Genomic DNA, 17,156 nt, shown 5'->3' with positions numbered 1-17,156 from the left:
CCCCCCCTCTCCTCCCCCCCCCCCCCCCCCAACACCCCCCCCCCCCCCCCCCCCCCCCCCCCCCCCCCCTCCCCCCCCCCCCCCCCCCCCCCGGGCCTGCCCTTGCCGCCGGTCAGGCCGTGGCCCGGCGGACCAGCGTCGTCGGGGTGATCACGGAGGCCGGCACCTCCTCGCCGGGCGCGTCGAGCAGACGCATCAGCAGCTTGACCATGATCCGGCCCATGTCCTCGATGTCCTGGCGGACCGTGGTGAGGGGCGGCTCCGCGGCCCGGACCACGGAGGCGATGTCGTCGAAGCCGACCACGGCGACGTCCTGCGGCACCCGCATCCCGCGCTCGCGCAGCGTGCGCAGCGCGCCCAGGGCCATCGTGTCGTTGGAGGCGAAGACCGCGTCGACGTCGGGACGGCGGTCCAGCAGCTCCGCCATCGCGCGGGCCCCGCTCTCCGCGGTGAAGTCGCCCTCGCACAGCAGCAGCGGATCGGCGTCGACCAGGACATCGCGGTAGCCGTGGATCCGGTCCATCGCCGAGGTCTGGTCGCGCGGACCGGTGATGTGCGCGATGTGCCGGCGGCCCAGGCCGACCAGATGACGCACCGCGTCCCGGGCACCGCCGCGGTTGTCGCAGTCCACGAAGGGAATGCCCAGGTCCTCGCCCCCCGCCGGACGGCCCCCGAGCACCGCCGGCACCCCGGTCCGGGCGATCAGGGACGGCAGCCGGTCGTCGTGCAGGGAGAAGGCGAGCGCGCCGTCGACGTGCCCGCCCCCCAGATAGCGTGCGATCCGCTCGTGGTCGCCGGAGCCCTCCGCCCACAGCAGCACCAGCTGCGCGTCGTGCGCGGTCAGCTCCCGGCTGATCCCCCGTATCTGCTGCTCGAAGAACGGATCGGCGAACACCCGGAACTCGGGCTCCGCGATGATCACCGCCACCGCGCCGTTGCGCCGGGTGACCAGGGTGCGGGCCGCGTGATTGGGCACGTAGTCCAGTTCCTCGACCGCCCGGCGCACCTTGTCGACCAGCGCGGGCCGCACTCCCGCTCCGCCGTTGACGACCCGGGAGGCCGTCGCACGGGAGACACCGGCGCGCGCCGCGACGGCCTCCAGCGTGGGCCGAGGCCTCACGGTCTGCTCCGGCACGACGTGCGCTCCTCCGGTTGTGCGTCTGCGATGGATCAGGCATCCGAACCGCCACGAATGCGTGCACTCCACAATAGACGCACGTCGGCAGCGATGCCTGAGAGCGCTTCCACGACGACGCGCCGCGGACTTCCTGGCGAAGTCGGGTTGCACGATTCTTGTCCAACTGGACTTGGACGAGCTGCCCCCGTAATCCAGGCCCCGGCCCGGTCGGCACCACCGAGGTGGCCGACCGGGCAGCCCGCGCCAAGCACGAGGTCGACGTCATCGCCCTGGCCCTGGGCGAGCGCCCGCAGGCCCCCCGCGCCCGGATCGCCCTCCTCGGCGAGGCCAAGGCCACCGCCGCCCGCCGCGGCACCGGCGACCTGCGACGCCTGGAACACATCCGCACCCTGCTCACCGACCAGGGCCACGACACCACGGGCACCACCCTGGCCCTGTTCTCCCCGCACGGCTTCCACCCGGACCTGATCGAGTCCGCGACCGACCGCGAAGATCTGCTCCTCGTCGACCTGCCGACCCTTTACGGGCTCGGGTAGCCGTCGGCCCTCAGCGAGGAGAGCGAGGCGAGCGCCTTCACGGCAGGATCCGCCCTATGCGCCGGTCACTTGTTCGCTCCGCCCCCGGATGGCCTGCTGTGCCGGTACTTCAGCGGCGGGGCTCGCGTAGGCGGGAAGTCGCACAGGTGCCGCCGCACCCGCCCCTGACCGCACAGCCGTAGGTCAGGAAAGGCACGACGGCACCGTCGCGTCAGATGTCCCGGGAGAGACCGGCCAGCGCGGTGACCTGCGGCGATGAGAGGGATTCGGTCGCTGACCTGGGAGAATGGTCTTTCAGTTGTTTCACGTTCGTGCCGGTTGATGAAGTCGAAAGTCCCAGAAAAGTCCCAGAGGGCTACCACTGCTCGTAGGGACTCTTTCGGCTAGTGCTGTGACTGGATAGGTTCACCGGGTTGCTGGTGGCTTTCTGGGGATCTGGCGCGCTTGGATGTCTGGGGACGTGCAAGTGCGGTGCCGGGAGGCGGGAATGGCGGAGCCGGTCAGGGTCTGGAGGTTGACCGACCAGGAGGGCCAGCAGTTACAGCGGATCGTGCGCCGGGGCAGCACCAGCTCGGTGCGTTACCGGCGGGCGATGATGCTGCTGGCGTCGGCCGGCGGGAACCGCGTGCCGGTGATCGCGAAGCTGGTCCAGGCCGACGAGGACACCGTCCGCGACGTGATCCATCGGTTCAACGAGATTGGCCTGGCCTGCTTGGACCCTCGGTGGGCGGGAGGCCGTCCCCGCCTGCTCAGCGATGACGACGAGGACTTCGTCATCCAGACGGCCACCACCCGCCCGCGCAAACTCGGCCAGCCCTTCACCCGCTGGTCCATCCGCAAGCTCGCCGCCTACCTGCGGAAAGTCCACGACCGGGTGATCCGCATCGGCCGTGAGACCCTGCGCCTGCTGCTCGCCCGCCGCGGAATTCCAGCGCACCAAGACCTGGAAGGAGTCCACCGACCCCGACCGCGACGCCAAGCTGGACCGCATCGAGCACGTCCTGGAACACTTCCCCGACCGGGTCTTCACCTTCGACGAGTTCGGCCCCCTGGGCATCCGCCCCACCGCAGGATCCTGCTGGGCCGAACGCGGCCGTCCCGACCGCATCCCGGCGACCTTCCACCGCACCCACGGCGTGAGGTACTTCCACGGTTGCTACTCCGTCGGCGACGACACCCTGTGGGGCGTCAACCGCCGTCGCAAAGGCACCACCAACACGCTCGCGGCACTGAAGTCGATCCGCGCCGCCCGCCCGGACGGGACCCCTATCTACATCATCCTGGACAACCTCTCCGCCCACACCGGCAACAAGATCCGCCGCTGGGCGAAGAAGAACAAGGTCGAGCTGTGCTTCACCCCGACCAACGCCTCCTGGGCCAACCCGATCGAGGCGCACTTCGGGCCACTGCGGCAGTTCACCCTGGCCAACTCCCACCACCCCAACCACACCGTCCAGACCCGCGAACTCCATCGTTACCTGCGCTGGCGCAACGCCCACGCCCGCCACCCTGACGTCCTGGCCGCCCAACGCCGCGAACGCACCCGCATCCGCAGCGAGAGAGGCATCCGCTGGGGAGGCCGCCCTGGCCCTCGGGCAGCCTGAACCGCACCTCATCCCTCGGGCAGCAACCGCCCTTGACAGCGACGAACCGCATCATCAACCTCCGAGGTCAACAGCGTCGGCAGCAGCCGACGCAGAGCCTCCGCCTGCTGCCGCAACCGCTTCGCCATGGTCCTTCCGTTGACGGCTGACGTGGGCACATCCTGAAGCGTCCCGCACTCGAAGGCCACCCAGAGGCAGTCAAGTGACGCCGAGCGCGGAGTGTCGCAGTCCCTCGACACGCGAATTCTCGTGGTCACTTCCGGTTCACGCGGTCCCAGGTAAGAGATTGCGATCTGGAGCCCTGAGCGGTGGTGGTAAACCAAGCCGGACTCAAGCACATCAGGCCCAACGAACCCCCCGTCCGAGACCAAGAACGCGAACAGATCGCTACCCTCACGCCGCACTATCTCCCGCGGATCAACACGCCGCCCCATCCTGCGAGTGTGCACCCCCGGCCACTCGCACGGAACAACGCCAGCCCCAAGACCCCGGCGAATCTATGCGGTCACAGCACTAGCGCACGGCGTACGAGCGCGGTGTGGGCTGATGCGCGCGTATCGGTGGTCTGCCCTGTGTGAAGGGAAACGCGCGTTTCACGAGCGGGTTCGCGGCCAGTGAGGATCACGCGGCTTGGAAGCCGGGTGACTGGCGTCGGCCTATGATCTACGCGGCCGTGGGCTGGGTGATGTCCTTCTGGTGGTGTAGGCGATCAGTCGTTGGATGTGGTCGGCAGGACGGTCGGGGTGTCGGGTGTAGAGGGCGTTCATGCTCTCGTTGGAGACGTAACGGCGGGGGAAGGCGATCCATTCGTCGTGGAGTTCGGCGAGGCCCGCGGTCGCGAGGCGGAGGACTGCGGGTGGGTTTGGGAACGCGAGTACCAGCTCACCGAGTGGGGCCACCCGCACGGCACCGAGGCACACGACACCGTCATCCTCGTCGTTGCCGAACTCGCGGCGAACGCCGTACTCCACGGCCGCGTTCCCGGGCGGGACTTCGCCCTCTTCCTCTCCCACGACGAGAACCGGGGCGTCGTCCGGATCGAGGTGACCGACACCCATTCCGCCCAGCCGACGGAGCCGCACCCCCGATACGGACGACAACAGCGGTCGCGGCCTGCTCCTCGTCGACGCGCTCGCTGCGGACTGGGGCGTACGCGACCGCCTCGGCCCCGGCAAGACGGTCTGGGCCGAGTGCGCGACAGCTCCCCGGACCTGACGGCACAAGATCGGCCGCCGGGGCCGTCTGAACCTGAACAGGCAGCGTTCGGCTGCCCACTTCGTCGGGGCGGTATTACGGTGGCTCTCCGAGCGGTGCCCTGACCGTGTTCGGTGGGGGACCCGGTCCGCTGCACAGGGCATCCGGGGTGAGGGGAGCCACCGTGCAGCCGCTGTATGCCGTCAGTTTCGACGTCCAATCCGCCCAGGAGCAACCGGACCACGTCTATCAGCGTCTGCGTCGTCATCTCGCCGACTGGCTCTGTGACCGCGGACGCGTCCCGGCACCGTCCTCGGCCGATCTCGACCGGGATGGCCGGGCGGTGCTCCCCGGAAGGATCCCCGGCCACGGTGATCGCACGGTGAGCTGGGAGGTGCTGGGGGATGAGCGCACACACGCCCTGCGCACGACCATCCGCCAGCCGCTGTCCGACGGCAGCCCGGCCGAGTTCGTTACGCGCATCACGGTCTCCCGGGCGGAGGAGGGCGGTGGCGGACTCAGGGTCGTCATGGGCCGGGAGATACCCGACGGCTGGATCGCTCCGGTGCGGGACCCGCGGCTCAAGCGCCCCAACCTGCTGCGGGAGGTGCTCAGGGATCCCGAACTCGAGGTACGGGTGCTGGGCCAGGTGGCCACCGGGCGGTACGAGCGAATCCGGGACGAACAGAGCGCGGTCGTGCTCCTCGACTCTCTCGCGCTGAGCACGCGCCTGCCCATCCTCCTGGTACAGCCCCGGGACCAGGCGACGTGGAACACGGCGGCCGACGCCTCGGGCCAACTCGCCGGACTCGCCCAGGTGGTGACCCTGAACTACCTGACCGTGCAAGCGGTCCGCCGGGTGCACGGCCAGCTGGCCGTCCCCAGCGGTGGCGCACTGCTGGTCTGGCCCGACCTTGGTCTCGAGCATCCCGCGTACTCGCGTGAGGAGGTGTGCGAAGCGTCCTTCGTGGAAGGTCGGCTGATGTCCTCGCTCGGTCACCTCTCCGTGATCGCCCGGGGCACCGACAGCGCGTGGGAGCGGGCCCGGCAGGCCTCGTACCGGGCGGCTGCACGCCGGGCGGCGGAGCAGCTGTCCCGCGCGCAGGCCGCCGACGACAAGGCCGGTCAGCTCAGCGTGCTGAACGACCGGGTGCAGGATCTTCTGAAGCAGGTCAAGACCTGGCAGGACCTCGCGCAGAGCTACGTGGAGGAGCGCGACAAGGCCCAGTCCGAGGCCGCTGACGCCAAGACACTGCGCCAGGACCGCGACTACTGGAAGGGCCAGTACCTGGACCTGTCGAAGGGCGGGAGCGGACAGAAGGCGACGCTCGACGTCTGGAGCGCAATCCCGGTCCTGGGGGCCACGGACGCGCTGCCCACGTTCGAGGCCCTCACCGAGGCGTCGGAGCAGCACATCGTGTTCACGGCGAGAGCGGCGCGCGCGTGGAAGGAGTCCCGTTATCCGTACCGCCAGGAGATGACCGACCAGTTGACCGCTCTCGCGCAGGCCGCGATGGCTCTCTACACCAAGCCCGGCAGGATGCCGAGGCTGACCCAATGGTTCTGCGACAACCACGGGCTGAAGTACGCGCCCAACGACGAGAAGCTCAGCAAGGACAAAGATAAGCGCTACTTCGCGTTCGATGGCAACCCGCGCTGGGATGGACTGGGGCACATCAAAGTCCGGGACAACGTGCCGCCCAACGAGGTCGGACGGATCTACTTCGCCCTCGATCCCGACGGGAAGCGGTTCATCGTGAACCACGTCGGACTTCACCTGTAGCCGGCTGCGCTGTTCACCCGCCCGCGGACTGCGCGTCCGCGCAGTGCCGCCAAAACGCGCAAGCCTCAGCCTCTCCCCCCACCCACCCTGATGTCCTGGTTCCAGGCGTTGCTCCGGCCGTTCCGTCCCGTCTTGCAGACCGTGTCGTAGCAGCGCCAAAACCAGATCCCGTTCCTGCGGCGACGCAGTTCGATGCTCGTGCCGCCGCAGCGGCCGCACTTCGGCGGGCGGGTGAACAGCTCGGCGTGCTCGTGCTCCAGGAGCTTGCGGGCGAAGTGGCCGCCGCGGATCGTCAGCATGACCTCGCGGGTCCACGACTGGGACAGAGTGTTGAGGCTGCCGAGCATCACCGTCCGCTCGTCGATCACCGCGATCTTCTGGTGCATGACGTTGACGGGAATGACCGTGTGGACGACGGCCCGGAGGTCCGCGATGAGGCTCTGACTGTCCGGGCGGGCCTGGAGATGGTCCGTGTCGTCGCGGATGAACACGCTCACGCGCACGCCGCGACCGGCAGCCTCGCGCAGCAACGGAAGGATGCCGCGCACCCGGTTCGCGACCCACGGCGCCCACAACCAGACCGAGGTGCGGGCCGTGCGGATCTCGTCCTCGAAGGTGCTGAAGAACGTCGTCTCGTCGTCGATGCCCGTGATCTCGACATGCCGGGCGAGTACGTCGGCGAGGGCGGCACCGAACTCCCCGCGGCTCGGCGCGTCCTCGTGCGGCGGCGTGATCAGATGGCCGGCCCGTAGACGCCGTACGCCCGGCGTGCCGACCAGGGCGGCCAGGTGGGAGAAGGCCGTGCCCTTCTTCGCGGAGCTGACGCGCTCCCAGCTGCCGATGACGTACAGGCGGGTCTGGACGCGGGTGGCCGCCACGTTGAACAGGCGCACGCCGCTGCGCGCCCAGTCCGACGCGCCCGGCTCCCGGTGCGCCAACGACATCCACAGTTCCCTGCCGTCGGCGCCCTCGACCGTGTCGAAGACGACGATGGGGAACTCGCGGCCCTGGAAGCGGTGCGCCGTGCCCACCTCCGCGAGCGGGCCGCCACCGCTCTCCACGTCCCGCAGCGCCTCCAAGGTCGCCTCCGCCTGGACGCCGTAGGGGGTGACGATGCCGGTGTCCTCGCCACTCGCGCGGTGGTAGTCCACCAGCGCCCTGGCGATCAGGGACCCGGCCGGCCACCAGCCGCTGCGGCTTCCGGTCAGGTGGGGCCTGGCCAGTTCGTGCAGGCCGTCGGTGTCGACGAGGACGATCTCCGGGTCGTCGAGGGGCCGCGGTGCCGCGGCCTGCTTGCCGCCCCGCAGCATTCCCCCGTACGCCAGCGAGTTCGCCAGGCCCATGACCGCCGGACCGAAGCGGTGCTGCTCGGTCAGGGTGACGCAGGCCGGGTGCCGTCGGGCGTCCTCGGGGTCCTGGATGCCGCAGTGCTGGAAGACGTCCGGGAGGAGCCAGCGTTTGACGTCCGGGCGGTCGAGATCCTTCAGCCGCTCCTCGACGACCGGGCCGAGCTGCATGAAGTCGCCGAGCAGGACAGCCGTCCGGGTCGCCTTCGCCGTCGCGAGGATCACTTCGGGCAGCGTCGCCGCACCCGCCTCGTCGACCAGGACCACGTCGTACGGGCCCTCGAAGACCGCCTTGTTGGTGCGGAACCGGGCGAGGGTGGTGGCGACCAGTTTCGCGCTCTTGACGATCTCGCCCTCGGCGTTGCGGGCGAGGCGTTCGTACTCCTCCTGGACCTGCTGGAACTCCTCCTCCAGCGCGGCACGGCGGGCGGTGTCGGCCGTCACCCGGGGCCGTAATCGTTCGGCGTGGGCATGGCGGGCGGGCCAGTCCTGCTGTTCGGCGCGGGCGGTGAGTTCCGCGGCGTCCAGAGCGCGGACGACGGCCCGTTCCAGCCGGGCGGTCTCCTCGCGACGGTCGGCCACGAGGTCCAGGGCCGACCTGTACACGGACTGTGCCGAGGCCAGCGCCTGTTGCAGGGTCGCGATCTCCTCGGGAGTGTGGGTGACGCCGGCAACGAGGTCCGCCACTTCCCGCTCCAGCGCGACGACGTGTGCCTCAGCCGTGGCGAGTGCGGCCTGGGCCGCCCGGCGGGTACGGGCGACGTCCTCCTCAGTGTCGGCCAGCCGCTCACGCAGCTCCTGTCGTTTCTCCCGGGCGCGCCACCGGGCCACCGACCGTTGGGCGTCCAGTTCCTCCAGTTCTTCGCGCAGGTCGCGAAGGTGGTCCTCGGCCGTCAGGGCGTCGGCCTGCTTGCGCTCCGCGGCCTTGAGGACGCGGGACTGCTCCTGGCGCAGCCGTTCGACTTCGGCCCACTTCCGGAGCGACTCCTCCGCCGCGTCCCGGCGACGCTGGGCCGCCACGGCGGCTTGCTGCACCGCGTCCCGGGCCGCCACGGCCTCCTCCAGCAGGGCCGCCGCAGTCTCCGCCCGCGTCCGCACGGACACCGGATCCTGGCCGGGCGTGCGCAGCAGCTTCAGCGCGTCGAAGTACGCGGCAGGATCGAAGCGGACGAGGGAGGCTTCCAGCGCGGCCAGCTCCGCCGTGCGGGCCCGGACGCCGACCAGCGCAGCCTCGATCCCGCGCCTGCGCTCCGCCGTCTCGGCCAGGCGCTCGCGCACCATGAGCGGCAGTGACACCCCGGGGTCGTCGGCGACCTCCCGCAACTGGGGCGGCCCCACCCGGACGATGTCACCCGGACCGTGCCTGCTCTCCTTCATCACCCCCAACAGGGCGTTGTCCACGGCGATGTTGGTGGCGGACACCAGCAGCACCCGGTCGCCGCGTGCGATCAGGTCGCCGATGGCACGCTTCAGTACCGTCGTCTTGCCGGTGCCCGGCGGACCCCACACCAGATGCGTGCCCTGGCCCAGGCACGCACGGTAGGCGTCCCCCTGCGCCGGGTGGAACCCCGGAGGGTCCGGGAGGGGAGCGGACGTGCCGCCGATCGAACCCGCGGCCAGAGCACCCGCCAGCGGCGCCTCGCCCAGTCCGGCGATGCCGTCGCGCAGAGCGGTGACGAGGAAGGTCGGCGGCTGCTTGAGCAGCCACAGATACGCGTCCGAGAGGTCGGCGAACTCGGCGACCTTCAACGTGAGCAGGGAGCCGTTCTGCACCGTCTCCGAGACGGTGAAGCCCTCCGTCTCGATACCGCCGGACTCGGGCCCCGCGAGACGCAGCGCGTCCAGCTGGTCCGGCCCGATGTCGGAGCCGCGCAGGTCCACCGCGTACCAGCCGGCCTCCTTGGTGCGGGTTGCCCTCCCCACCCGGTGCCAGCGCGGCTGCCTGCTGGTGCCGCCCATGATCGTCACCAGTTCGCCCAAGGCCGCGGCGATCTCCTCGCGCCACCCCACCCGTCGTCGCCCCCGCTCCCCGTACCGCCGACAGAACCCGCGCCGACCCTACCCAGCGGAAGCTGTCGGTGATCCTGTGGGCACCGTGCGGTACGGAAGATTCCGCACCGAGGGACATACGTGTCGGTGCCGCCTGGCAGGATGGGGAGGCACTGAGAAGGGCGCGCGTCGTGCGGCTGGGCCGCGAGCCGAGAGAGGGAATGACCGCCTGATGCCCACGAGTGAGCTCCTGCTGAAGGACGTCATCGAGATCAAGGAAGACGTCCACGCCAGCGACTTCAACGTCCTCGTCGACCTCTCGGGCGCCCTCCAGCGCGAGCGCACCGGCCTCAAACTCGCCCAGGAACTGCTGCGCCGCCGCCGCGTTCACCCCCCGGCTGCGGACGGACTCGAACCCGACTATTCGATGTCCACATCGTTGGCCCCTTCGAGGAGGCGGGCCGCGAGGTCATCGGCCCACTTCAAGGCCCAGGCGCGGAGGGCGGTGATGGCGGCGTCATCGAGGCCGTAGGCCGAGAAGGCTTCGTCGTCGGTCCACTCGGCGCCCGTGAGGTTCGCTTGCAGGTCCTCGCGCTCGAAGCGGCCGCGGGCGTGGCGGTGGCCGAACTCCTCGAGCTCGGCATTGGTCCAGCGGCGGGAGGCGGCGAACACGTCGATCAGATCGCGGGGCGCTCCGCGGTCGGCGAGGGCACGGACCTTGGTTCCGACCACGTCCTCCTCCGCGAGGACGGGCCCGTACGGGCTCTGGGCGACGGGCCGCCAGAAGTTCTCCTTGAGGATGTCGACCTCGCAGTCCTGCCCGGTGGCCGGGTCGGACACGGTGAAGCGGGCGGACAGCGGGGCAATTTCCAACGCGTGCACTTCCCAGCCGCGGGCTTCCAGGCCGGCGCGGAGCGTGGTGGCGATGTCGGCCATCGGCGCCGGGTTCTCAGTGGCGACGTCGAGGTCCTGGCTGGGGCGGTTGACAAGGTGGTGCGCCCGCACGGCGTACCCGCCGGTGAGAACCAGCGGGTACCGGGAGCCGAGGGCGATCACATCCGCCAGAAGCCGCGTGTGCAGCTCGGGCATGTCCGTCACGCGGCTGCCCGGGTGCGGGAGGCAAGCTGAGGGAAGGCGTCTTCCCATACGGCGCGCACGCTGCGGCCGACGAGGGTTCGCAGTACCGGCCACAGCTCGAGGAGCAGGTCCTGGTTGAGGTAGCGGGGCAGGTCGTCGTCCAGGCCCTCGTGTAGGACGGTGCGGTACAGGCCCATGCGCTGGCGCGGTTTACCCAGGTCGTACGAGGTTATCCCCGACCAGGCCACGTGCAGCGGCAGATCCACGACACCGTGCGTCGGCCCGCGCAGCTCGTCCAGCGACTTCGGCAGACGGCGGCGGAACTTCTCCCGGTACAGCGCGAGATCCTCGGCGACCGCGTCCGAGAGGCCGCTCGGCGCGGGTGCCGGGTGCTGTGGGCTGGAGGACATGCCTCCATTATGACGGCCGGGGAGCGGTAAGGGGCAGTGCCGGGGAATTCGCCCGCCTGCCCCTTACGTCGGCAGTATCCCGGCCTGGCCTAAATGCCCCTGAGAAGTCCCACAGGCGAAGCCGAGTCCCCTCCTGGCTCGCATGCGTGCAGGTCAGGAAGGGGATTCGCGTTACCTTTTCTTAGAGCTTTCAGATGTCCCGGAAGATCTCGATCTGTGCCCCGATCGAGTTCAGCCGTTCCGCCAGGTCCTCGTAACCGCGGTTGATGACGTACACGTTGCGCAGTACCGACGTGCCCTCGGCGGCCATCATGGCCAGGAGGACGACCACCGCGGGGCGGAGGGCCGGTGGGCACATCATCTCGGCGGCGCGCCAGCGGGTCGGGCCCTCGACCAGGACGCGGTGCGGGTCGAGGAGCTGGAGGCGGCCGCCGAGGCGGTTGAGGTCGGTCAGGTAGATCGCGCGGTTGTCGTAGACCCAGTCGTGGATGAGGGTCTTGCCCTGGGCCACCGCCGCGATCGCCGCGAAGAACGGGACGTTGTCGATGTTCAGCCCCGGGAACGGCATCGGGTGGATCTTGTCGATCGGCGCCTCCAGCTTGGAGGGGCGGACGGTCAGGTCCACCAGGCGCGTGCGGCCGTTGTCGGCGAAGTACTCCGGAGTGCGGTCGTGGTCGAGGCCCATCTCCTCCAGGACCGCCAGCTCGATCTCCAGGAACTCGATGGGGACGCGGCGGACGGTCAGTTCCGACTCCGTCACCACGGCCGCGGCCACCAGGCTCATCGCCTCGACCGGGTCCTCGGAGGGGGAGTAGTCCACGTCGACGTCGATGGTGGGCACGCCGTGCACGGTGAGCGTGGTGGTGCCGATGCCGTCGACCTTGACGCCCAGCGCCTCCAGGAAGAAGCACAGGTCCTGGACCATGTAGTTGGAGGACGCGTTGCGGATGACGGTGGTGCCGTCGTGCCGCGCGGCGGCGAGCAGCGCGTTCTCGGTGACGGTGTCCCCGCGCTCGGTCAGCACGATCGGACGGTCGGGCGCGACCGAGCGGTCGACGACCGCGTGGTACTGGCCCTCCGTGGCGGCGATGTCCAGGCCGAACCGGCGCAGCGCGATCATGTGCGGCTCGACGGTGCGCGTCCCGAGGTCGCAGCCGCCGGCGTACGGCAGCATGAAGCGGTCCAAACGGTGCAGCAGCGGGCCGAGGAACATGATGATGGAGCGGGTGCGGCGGGCGGCGTCCGCGTCGATGGCCGGGAGGTTCAGCTCCGCGGGCGGCACGATCTCAAGGTCGACGCCGTCGTTGATCCAGCGGGTGCGCACGCCGATGGAGTTCAGCACCTCCAGGAGGCGGTAGACCTCCTCGATGCGGGCGACGCGGCGCAGCACGGTGCGGCCCTTGTTGAGCAGCGAGGCGCACAGCAGTGCCACGCACGCGTTCTTGCTCGTCTTGACGTCGATGGCGCCGGAGAGCCGGCGGCCGCCCACCACACGCAGATGCATCGGACCGGCGTAGCCCAGCGAGACGATCTCGCTGTCGAGGGCCTCGCCGATCCGGGCGATCATCTCAAGGCTGATGTTCTGGTTGCCGCGCTCGATCCGATTGACGGCGCTCTGGCTGGTATTGAGCGCCTCGGCGAGCTGCGTCTGCGTCCAGCCGCGGTGCTGCCGGGCGTCGCGGATGAGCTTGCCGATGCGTACGAGGTAGTCGTCTGACATGAGGTTGAGGCTATCTCAGATATGAGATGGCGCCTCCCGGGGGGCCCGTTCGAGTGACGTGACGTCAGTGTCCCCTGGTGCGGCGGGTTCCGCGAGTCCGGCGCCATCCGAAAGGTCCCGGCAAATCCACCGATGTCGTACGACGTCCCGTACTGCTACGGGTGTACCGGGGGCCCTTCCCGCCGCCGGTGGTGATGGACCACGACCGCTTGTTGATGTTCAGTCGCACCCCCGGAAGGATCCGAAAGCTCTTGCGAAACGTGAGCGGCATCCCTGTCTCCCTGTCGGCCGTACCTGGAACTGACTCCGTATCAGTCGGTTACCCCGCTCGGGCGCCCTGATGGCATCCGTGACGGCATGGCGGGAGGGTGGAGGGGAGAGGAGGGCGCGCCGGGGCCCGGGCATGACCATTCGGGGCCGGTGTACTAGAGTTATCTCGACATCGAGATATCTGCCGAGGCGCACCGCAGCCGCCACCCTGGTGAGGGTTACCTAACTTAGCCTTACCTTAGCGGATCGGCCAGGGCGGCGTGGCGGCAGGATGCGGTGGTACGCGCACATCAATGAAGGAGACTGTCGTGTCGGCGAACAGCTTCGACGCCCGCAGCACGCTGCAGGTGGGCGACGAGTCGTACGAGATCTTCCGGCTGGACAAGGTCGAGGGCTCCGCGCGCCTTCCCTACAGCCTGAAGGTGCTGCTGGAGAACCTGCTCCGCACCGAGGACGGCGCGAACATCACCGCCGACCACATCCGCGCCCTGGGCGGCTGGGACTCCCAGGCCCAGCCGTCGCAGGAGATCCAGTTCACGCCGGCCCGCGTGATCATGCAGGACTTCACCGGCGTGCCCTGTGTCGTGGACCTCGCCACCATGCGTGAGGCCGTCAAGGCGCTGGGCGGCGACCCGAACAAGATCAACCCGCTCTCCCCGGCCGAGATGGTCATCGACCACTCCGTCATCGCCGACAAGTTCGGCACCCCCGACGCCTTCAAGCAGAACGTCGACCTGGAGTACGGCCGCAACCGCGAGCGCTACCAGTTCCTGCGCTGGGGCCAGACCGCCTTCGACGACTTCAAGGTCGTCCCGCCCGGCACCGGCATCGTCCACCAGGTGAACATCGAGCACCTGGCCCGCGTCGTCATGACCCGTGACGGCAAGGCCTACCCCGACACCCTGGTCGGCACCGACTCGCACACCACCATGGTCAACGGCCTCGGCGTCCTCGGCTGGGGCGTCGGCGGCATCGAGGCCGAGGCCGCCATGCTCGGCCAGCCGGTCTCCATGCTGATCCCGCGCGTCGTCGGCTTCAAGCTCACCGGTGAGCTCAAGCCCGGCACCACCGCCACCGACCTGGTGCTCACCATCACCGAGATGCTGCGCAAGCACGGCGTCGTCGGCAAGTTCGTCGAGTTCTACGGCGAGGGCGTCGCCGCCACCTCGCTGGCCAACCGCGCCACCATCGGCAACATGTCGCCGGAGTTCGGCTCCACCGCCGCGATCTTCCCGATCGACGACGAGACGCTGAACTACATGCGCCTGACCGGCCGCAGCGACCAGCAGGTCGCCCTGGTCGAGGCGTACGCCAAGGAGCAGGGCCTCTGGCTGGACCCGAAGGCCGAGCCGGACTTCTCCGAGAAGCTCGAGCTGGACCTCTCCACGGTCGTCCCGTCCATCGCCGGCCCGAAGCGCCCGCAGGACCGAATCGTCCTCGCCGACGCCAAGGCCCAGTTCGCCCAGGACGTGCGCAACTACGTCAAGGACGGCGGCGACATCGACGAGGCCGGCCAGGAGTCCTTCCCGGCCTCCGACGCCCCGGCCATCTCCAACGGCGCCCCCTCCCACCCGGTCGAGGTCACCGCCCCCGACGGCACGACCTACACCCTCGACCACGGCGCCGTGACGGTCGCCGCCATCACCTCCTGCACCAACACCTCCAACCCGTACGTCATGGTCGCCGCCGCGCTGGTGGCCAAGAAGGCGGTGGAGAAGGGCCTGACCCGCAAGCCGTGGGTCAAGACCACCCTCGCCCCGGGCTCCAAGGTCGTCACCGACTACTTCGAGAAGGCGGGCCTCACCCCGTACCTCGACAAGGTCGGCTTCAACCTCGTCGGCTACGGCTGCACCACCTGCATCGGCAACTCCGGCCCGCTGCCGGAGGAGGTCTCCAAGGCGGTCAACGAGCACGACCTCGCGGTCACCTCGGTGCTCTCCGGCAACCGCAACTTCGAGGGCCGGATCAACCCCGACGTCAAGATGAACTACCTGGCGTCCCCGCCGCTGGTCGTCGCCTACGCGATCGCCGGTTCCATGAAGGTGGACATCACCCGCGAGGCCCTCGGGTACGACCAGGACAACAACCCGGTCTTCCTGAAGGACATCTGGCCCTCCGAGGCCGAGGTCAACGACGTCGTCGCCAACGCCATCGGCGAGGACATGTTCTCCAAGTCCTACTCCGACGTCTTCGCCGGTGACGCCCAGTGGCAGGCGCTGCCGATCCCGACCGGTGACACCTTCGAGTGGGACGCCGAGTCCACCTACGTCCGCAAGCCCCCGTACTTCGAGGGCATGGGCATGGAGCCGGCCCCGGTCGAGGACATCTCCGGCGCCCGCGTGCTGGCCAAGCTGGGCGACTCGGTCACCACCGACCACATCTCCCCGGCCGGCGCCATCAAGGCCGACACCCCGGCCGGCAAGTACCTCACGGAGCACGGCATCGAGCGCCGCGACTTCAACAGCTACGGCTCGCGCCGCGGCAACCACGAGGTCATGATCCGCGGCACGTTCGCCAACATCCGCCTGCGCAACCAGATCGCGCCGGGCACCGAGGGCGGCTACACCCGCGACTTCACGCAGGACGGCGGCCCGGTGGCGTTCATCTACGACGCCTCCCGCAACTACATCGAGCAGGGCATCCCGCTGGTCGTCCTGGCCGGCAAGGAGTACGGCTCCGGCTCGTCCCGCGACTGGGCCGCCAAGGGCACCGCGCTGCTCGGCGTCAAGGCCGTCATCGCCGAGTCCTACGAGCGCATCCACCGCTCGAACCTCATCGGCATGGGCGTCCTGCCGCTCCAGTTCCCCGAGGGCCACACCGCCGAGTCCCTCGGCCTGACCGGCGAGGAGACCTTCTCCGTCGCCGGCGTCACCGAGCTGAACGAGGGCACCACCCCGCGCACGGTGAAGGTCACCACCGACACGGGCGTCGAGTTCGACGCGGTCGTCCGCATCGACACCCCCGGTGAGGCCGACTACTACCGCAACGGCGGCATCCTGCACTACGTGCTGCGCCAGCTTGCCGGTTCCTGACCTGATGTGAACGAGCGCCCCGCCCCCGCGTCTCGCGCGGGGGCGGGGCACTGGCGCTCGACGGCGCCTACGACGACGAAGAACCCCGCACCTGGGACCAGGTGCGGGGTTCTTCCGTGGGGAAGGTCAGTCGGACGCCTCGGGTGCCGGCGCGGGCAGGGGCGCGGAGCAGGTCGCCCGGCCGAACTCACCGCTGGCCGTGGCGCTCTGCACGTGCCGCCCGCGCACGGCGACCGCGCAGCGGGCCTGACCGCCCCGCTCACCCAGAGTGATGCTGATGACGGGGTTCTGACCGAGAGGCACCTCGACCGTCTTCTTCCAGGGCAGGCGGGCGCCGGAGACGGTCTCCGCCGTGCCCTGCTCGCTCGCCCCCTGGTAGCTGAGGTTGGCGGTCCCCTCGCCGGTCACCTCGTACGTCACCGGGGCGGTGGGGACCTCGGGCTCGGCCTTGTCCTCGTCGCCGCCGCGCACCACACCGAACAGCACCACGCCGAGGCAGAGCACGAGGAAGCCGACGGCCGCGATCAGAACGGGGCGGTCGGAGGAGATCCTGCGGTTGCCGTCCTCGGTGCCGGCCGGGGGAGCCCCGCCGTCTCCGTCGCTCCCGGCGTCGTCCGTCCCGGTCGTCTCCGGAGCGTCCGCGCCCGCCTCCGCCTGCTCGAGGGCAGGCGTGGAAGGCCCCGCCTCGCGCGTCTCGCCGCTCATCCGAACTCCCCTCAACCGTAGGCCCGGACGGGCCCCGCCCGATCCAAGAGCCGTGGGGAATCCTCTGTCAAGCGATCTTGGCGCAACGGTCAGGGTTGGCCTGATCCATCGCGTCGCTTTGCGGGACGATTCCGCGACGAAGAGGGAAAGGCGCAGCTCAGGCGCAACTGACTGCTCTTATGGGTGAGTTGTGTAAATAGTCCGTGCGGTTGACATGGACAGGTCGCCCTCTGTTAGGAATCTCGGCTGCCAACTGCCGTCCGGCAGCTGGTTATTGGTTCCTCCGAAGGGAAACCGATGTACAGACCACGGGCCGTAAGGCTCTTGGCCTCGAGTGCGGCGCTGGCGGTCC

At 69.8% G+C, this 17,156-nt stretch carries 9 protein-coding genes and 3 pseudogenes; 4 read left to right on the top strand and 8 right to left on the bottom strand.

Annotated features, from left to right (window positions below):
* Nucleotides 1-112: 112 nt before the first annotated feature.
* Nucleotides 113-1,135 carry a LacI family DNA-binding transcriptional regulator gene (locus ACZ470_RS36230; protein ID WP_468434194.1) on the bottom strand — a complete coding sequence of 341 codons (1,023 nt, stop codon included), beginning with the start codon at nucleotides 1,133-1,135 and terminating at the stop codon, nucleotides 113-115.
* A gap of 200 nt (nucleotides 1,136-1,335) precedes the next feature.
* Between ACZ470_RS36230 and ACZ470_RS36225 the strand changes: the two are divergent.
* A pseudogene (locus ACZ470_RS36225) lies at nucleotides 1,336-1,674 on the top strand (ATP-binding protein); the annotation flags it as partial.
* A 487-nt stretch (nucleotides 1,675-2,161) separates the two neighbouring features.
* Nucleotides 2,162-3,278: pseudogene (locus ACZ470_RS36220) on the top strand (IS630 family transposase).
* Between the two features lie 709 nt (nucleotides 3,279-3,987).
* Here the strand turns inward: ACZ470_RS36220 and ACZ470_RS36215 are convergent.
* A pseudogene (locus tag ACZ470_RS36215) lies at nucleotides 3,988-4,162 on the bottom strand (IS256 family transposase); the annotation flags it as partial.
* A gap of 494 nt (nucleotides 4,163-4,656) precedes the next feature.
* Between ACZ470_RS36215 and ACZ470_RS36210 the strand changes: the two are divergent.
* On the top strand, nucleotides 4,657-6,255 hold the full coding sequence (locus tag ACZ470_RS36210) for a hypothetical protein (RefSeq protein ID WP_468434193.1): 1,599 nt from the start codon (nucleotides 4,657-4,659) through the stop codon (nucleotides 6,253-6,255).
* A gap of 65 nt (nucleotides 6,256-6,320) precedes the next feature.
* Here the strand turns inward: ACZ470_RS36210 and ACZ470_RS36205 are convergent, their stop codons facing one another.
* From ACZ470_RS36205 to ACZ470_RS36185, 5 genes are all read right to left on the bottom strand, one after another.
* Nucleotides 6,321-9,611, bottom strand: a complete 3,291-nt coding sequence (locus ACZ470_RS36205; RefSeq protein WP_468434192.1) for an AAA domain-containing protein — start codon at nucleotides 9,609-9,611, stop codon at nucleotides 6,321-6,323.
* Between the two features lie 399 nt (nucleotides 9,612-10,010).
* Nucleotides 10,011-10,679 carry a nucleotidyl transferase AbiEii/AbiGii toxin family protein gene (locus tag ACZ470_RS36200; RefSeq protein WP_290007681.1) on the bottom strand — a complete coding sequence of 223 codons (669 nt, stop codon included), beginning with the start codon at nucleotides 10,677-10,679 and terminating at the stop codon, nucleotides 10,011-10,013.
* Nucleotides 10,680-10,684: 5 nt separating this feature from the next.
* The gene (locus ACZ470_RS36195; RefSeq protein WP_468434191.1) at nucleotides 10,685-11,077 is read right to left on the bottom strand and encodes a hypothetical protein; all 393 of its coding nucleotides are present in this window, start codon (nucleotides 11,075-11,077) and stop codon (nucleotides 10,685-10,687) included.
* A gap of 190 nt (nucleotides 11,078-11,267) precedes the next feature.
* Nucleotides 11,268-12,797: a UDP-N-acetylglucosamine 1-carboxyvinyltransferase gene (locus ACZ470_RS36190; RefSeq protein ID WP_468434190.1), complete on the bottom strand. Its 1,530-nt coding sequence runs from the start codon at nucleotides 12,795-12,797 to the stop codon at nucleotides 11,268-11,270.
* A 64-nt stretch (nucleotides 12,798-12,861) separates the two neighbouring features.
* On the bottom strand, nucleotides 12,862-13,068 hold the full coding sequence (locus tag ACZ470_RS36185; protein WP_468434189.1) for a DUF4236 domain-containing protein: 207 nt from the start codon (nucleotides 13,066-13,068) through the stop codon (nucleotides 12,862-12,864).
* 307 nt (nucleotides 13,069-13,375) lie between these two features.
* Between ACZ470_RS36185 and acnA the strand changes: the two genes are divergently transcribed.
* Entirely contained in the window at nucleotides 13,376-16,099 is a 2,724-nt protein-coding gene (gene acnA / locus ACZ470_RS36180) for an aconitate hydratase AcnA (protein ID WP_468434188.1), read from the top strand.
* 126 nt (nucleotides 16,100-16,225) lie between these two features.
* Here the strand turns inward: acnA and ACZ470_RS36175 are convergent, their stop codons facing one another.
* Complete coding sequence (locus tag ACZ470_RS36175; RefSeq protein WP_468434187.1) at nucleotides 16,226-16,804, bottom strand: hypothetical protein; 579 nt, start codon at nucleotides 16,802-16,804, stop codon at nucleotides 16,226-16,228.
* Between the last annotated feature and the right edge of the window lie 352 nt (nucleotides 16,805-17,156).

The organism is Streptomyces sp. NPDC031111 (assembly GCF_055570675.1).
This window is presented reverse-complemented; position numbering and strand designations above follow the sequence as displayed.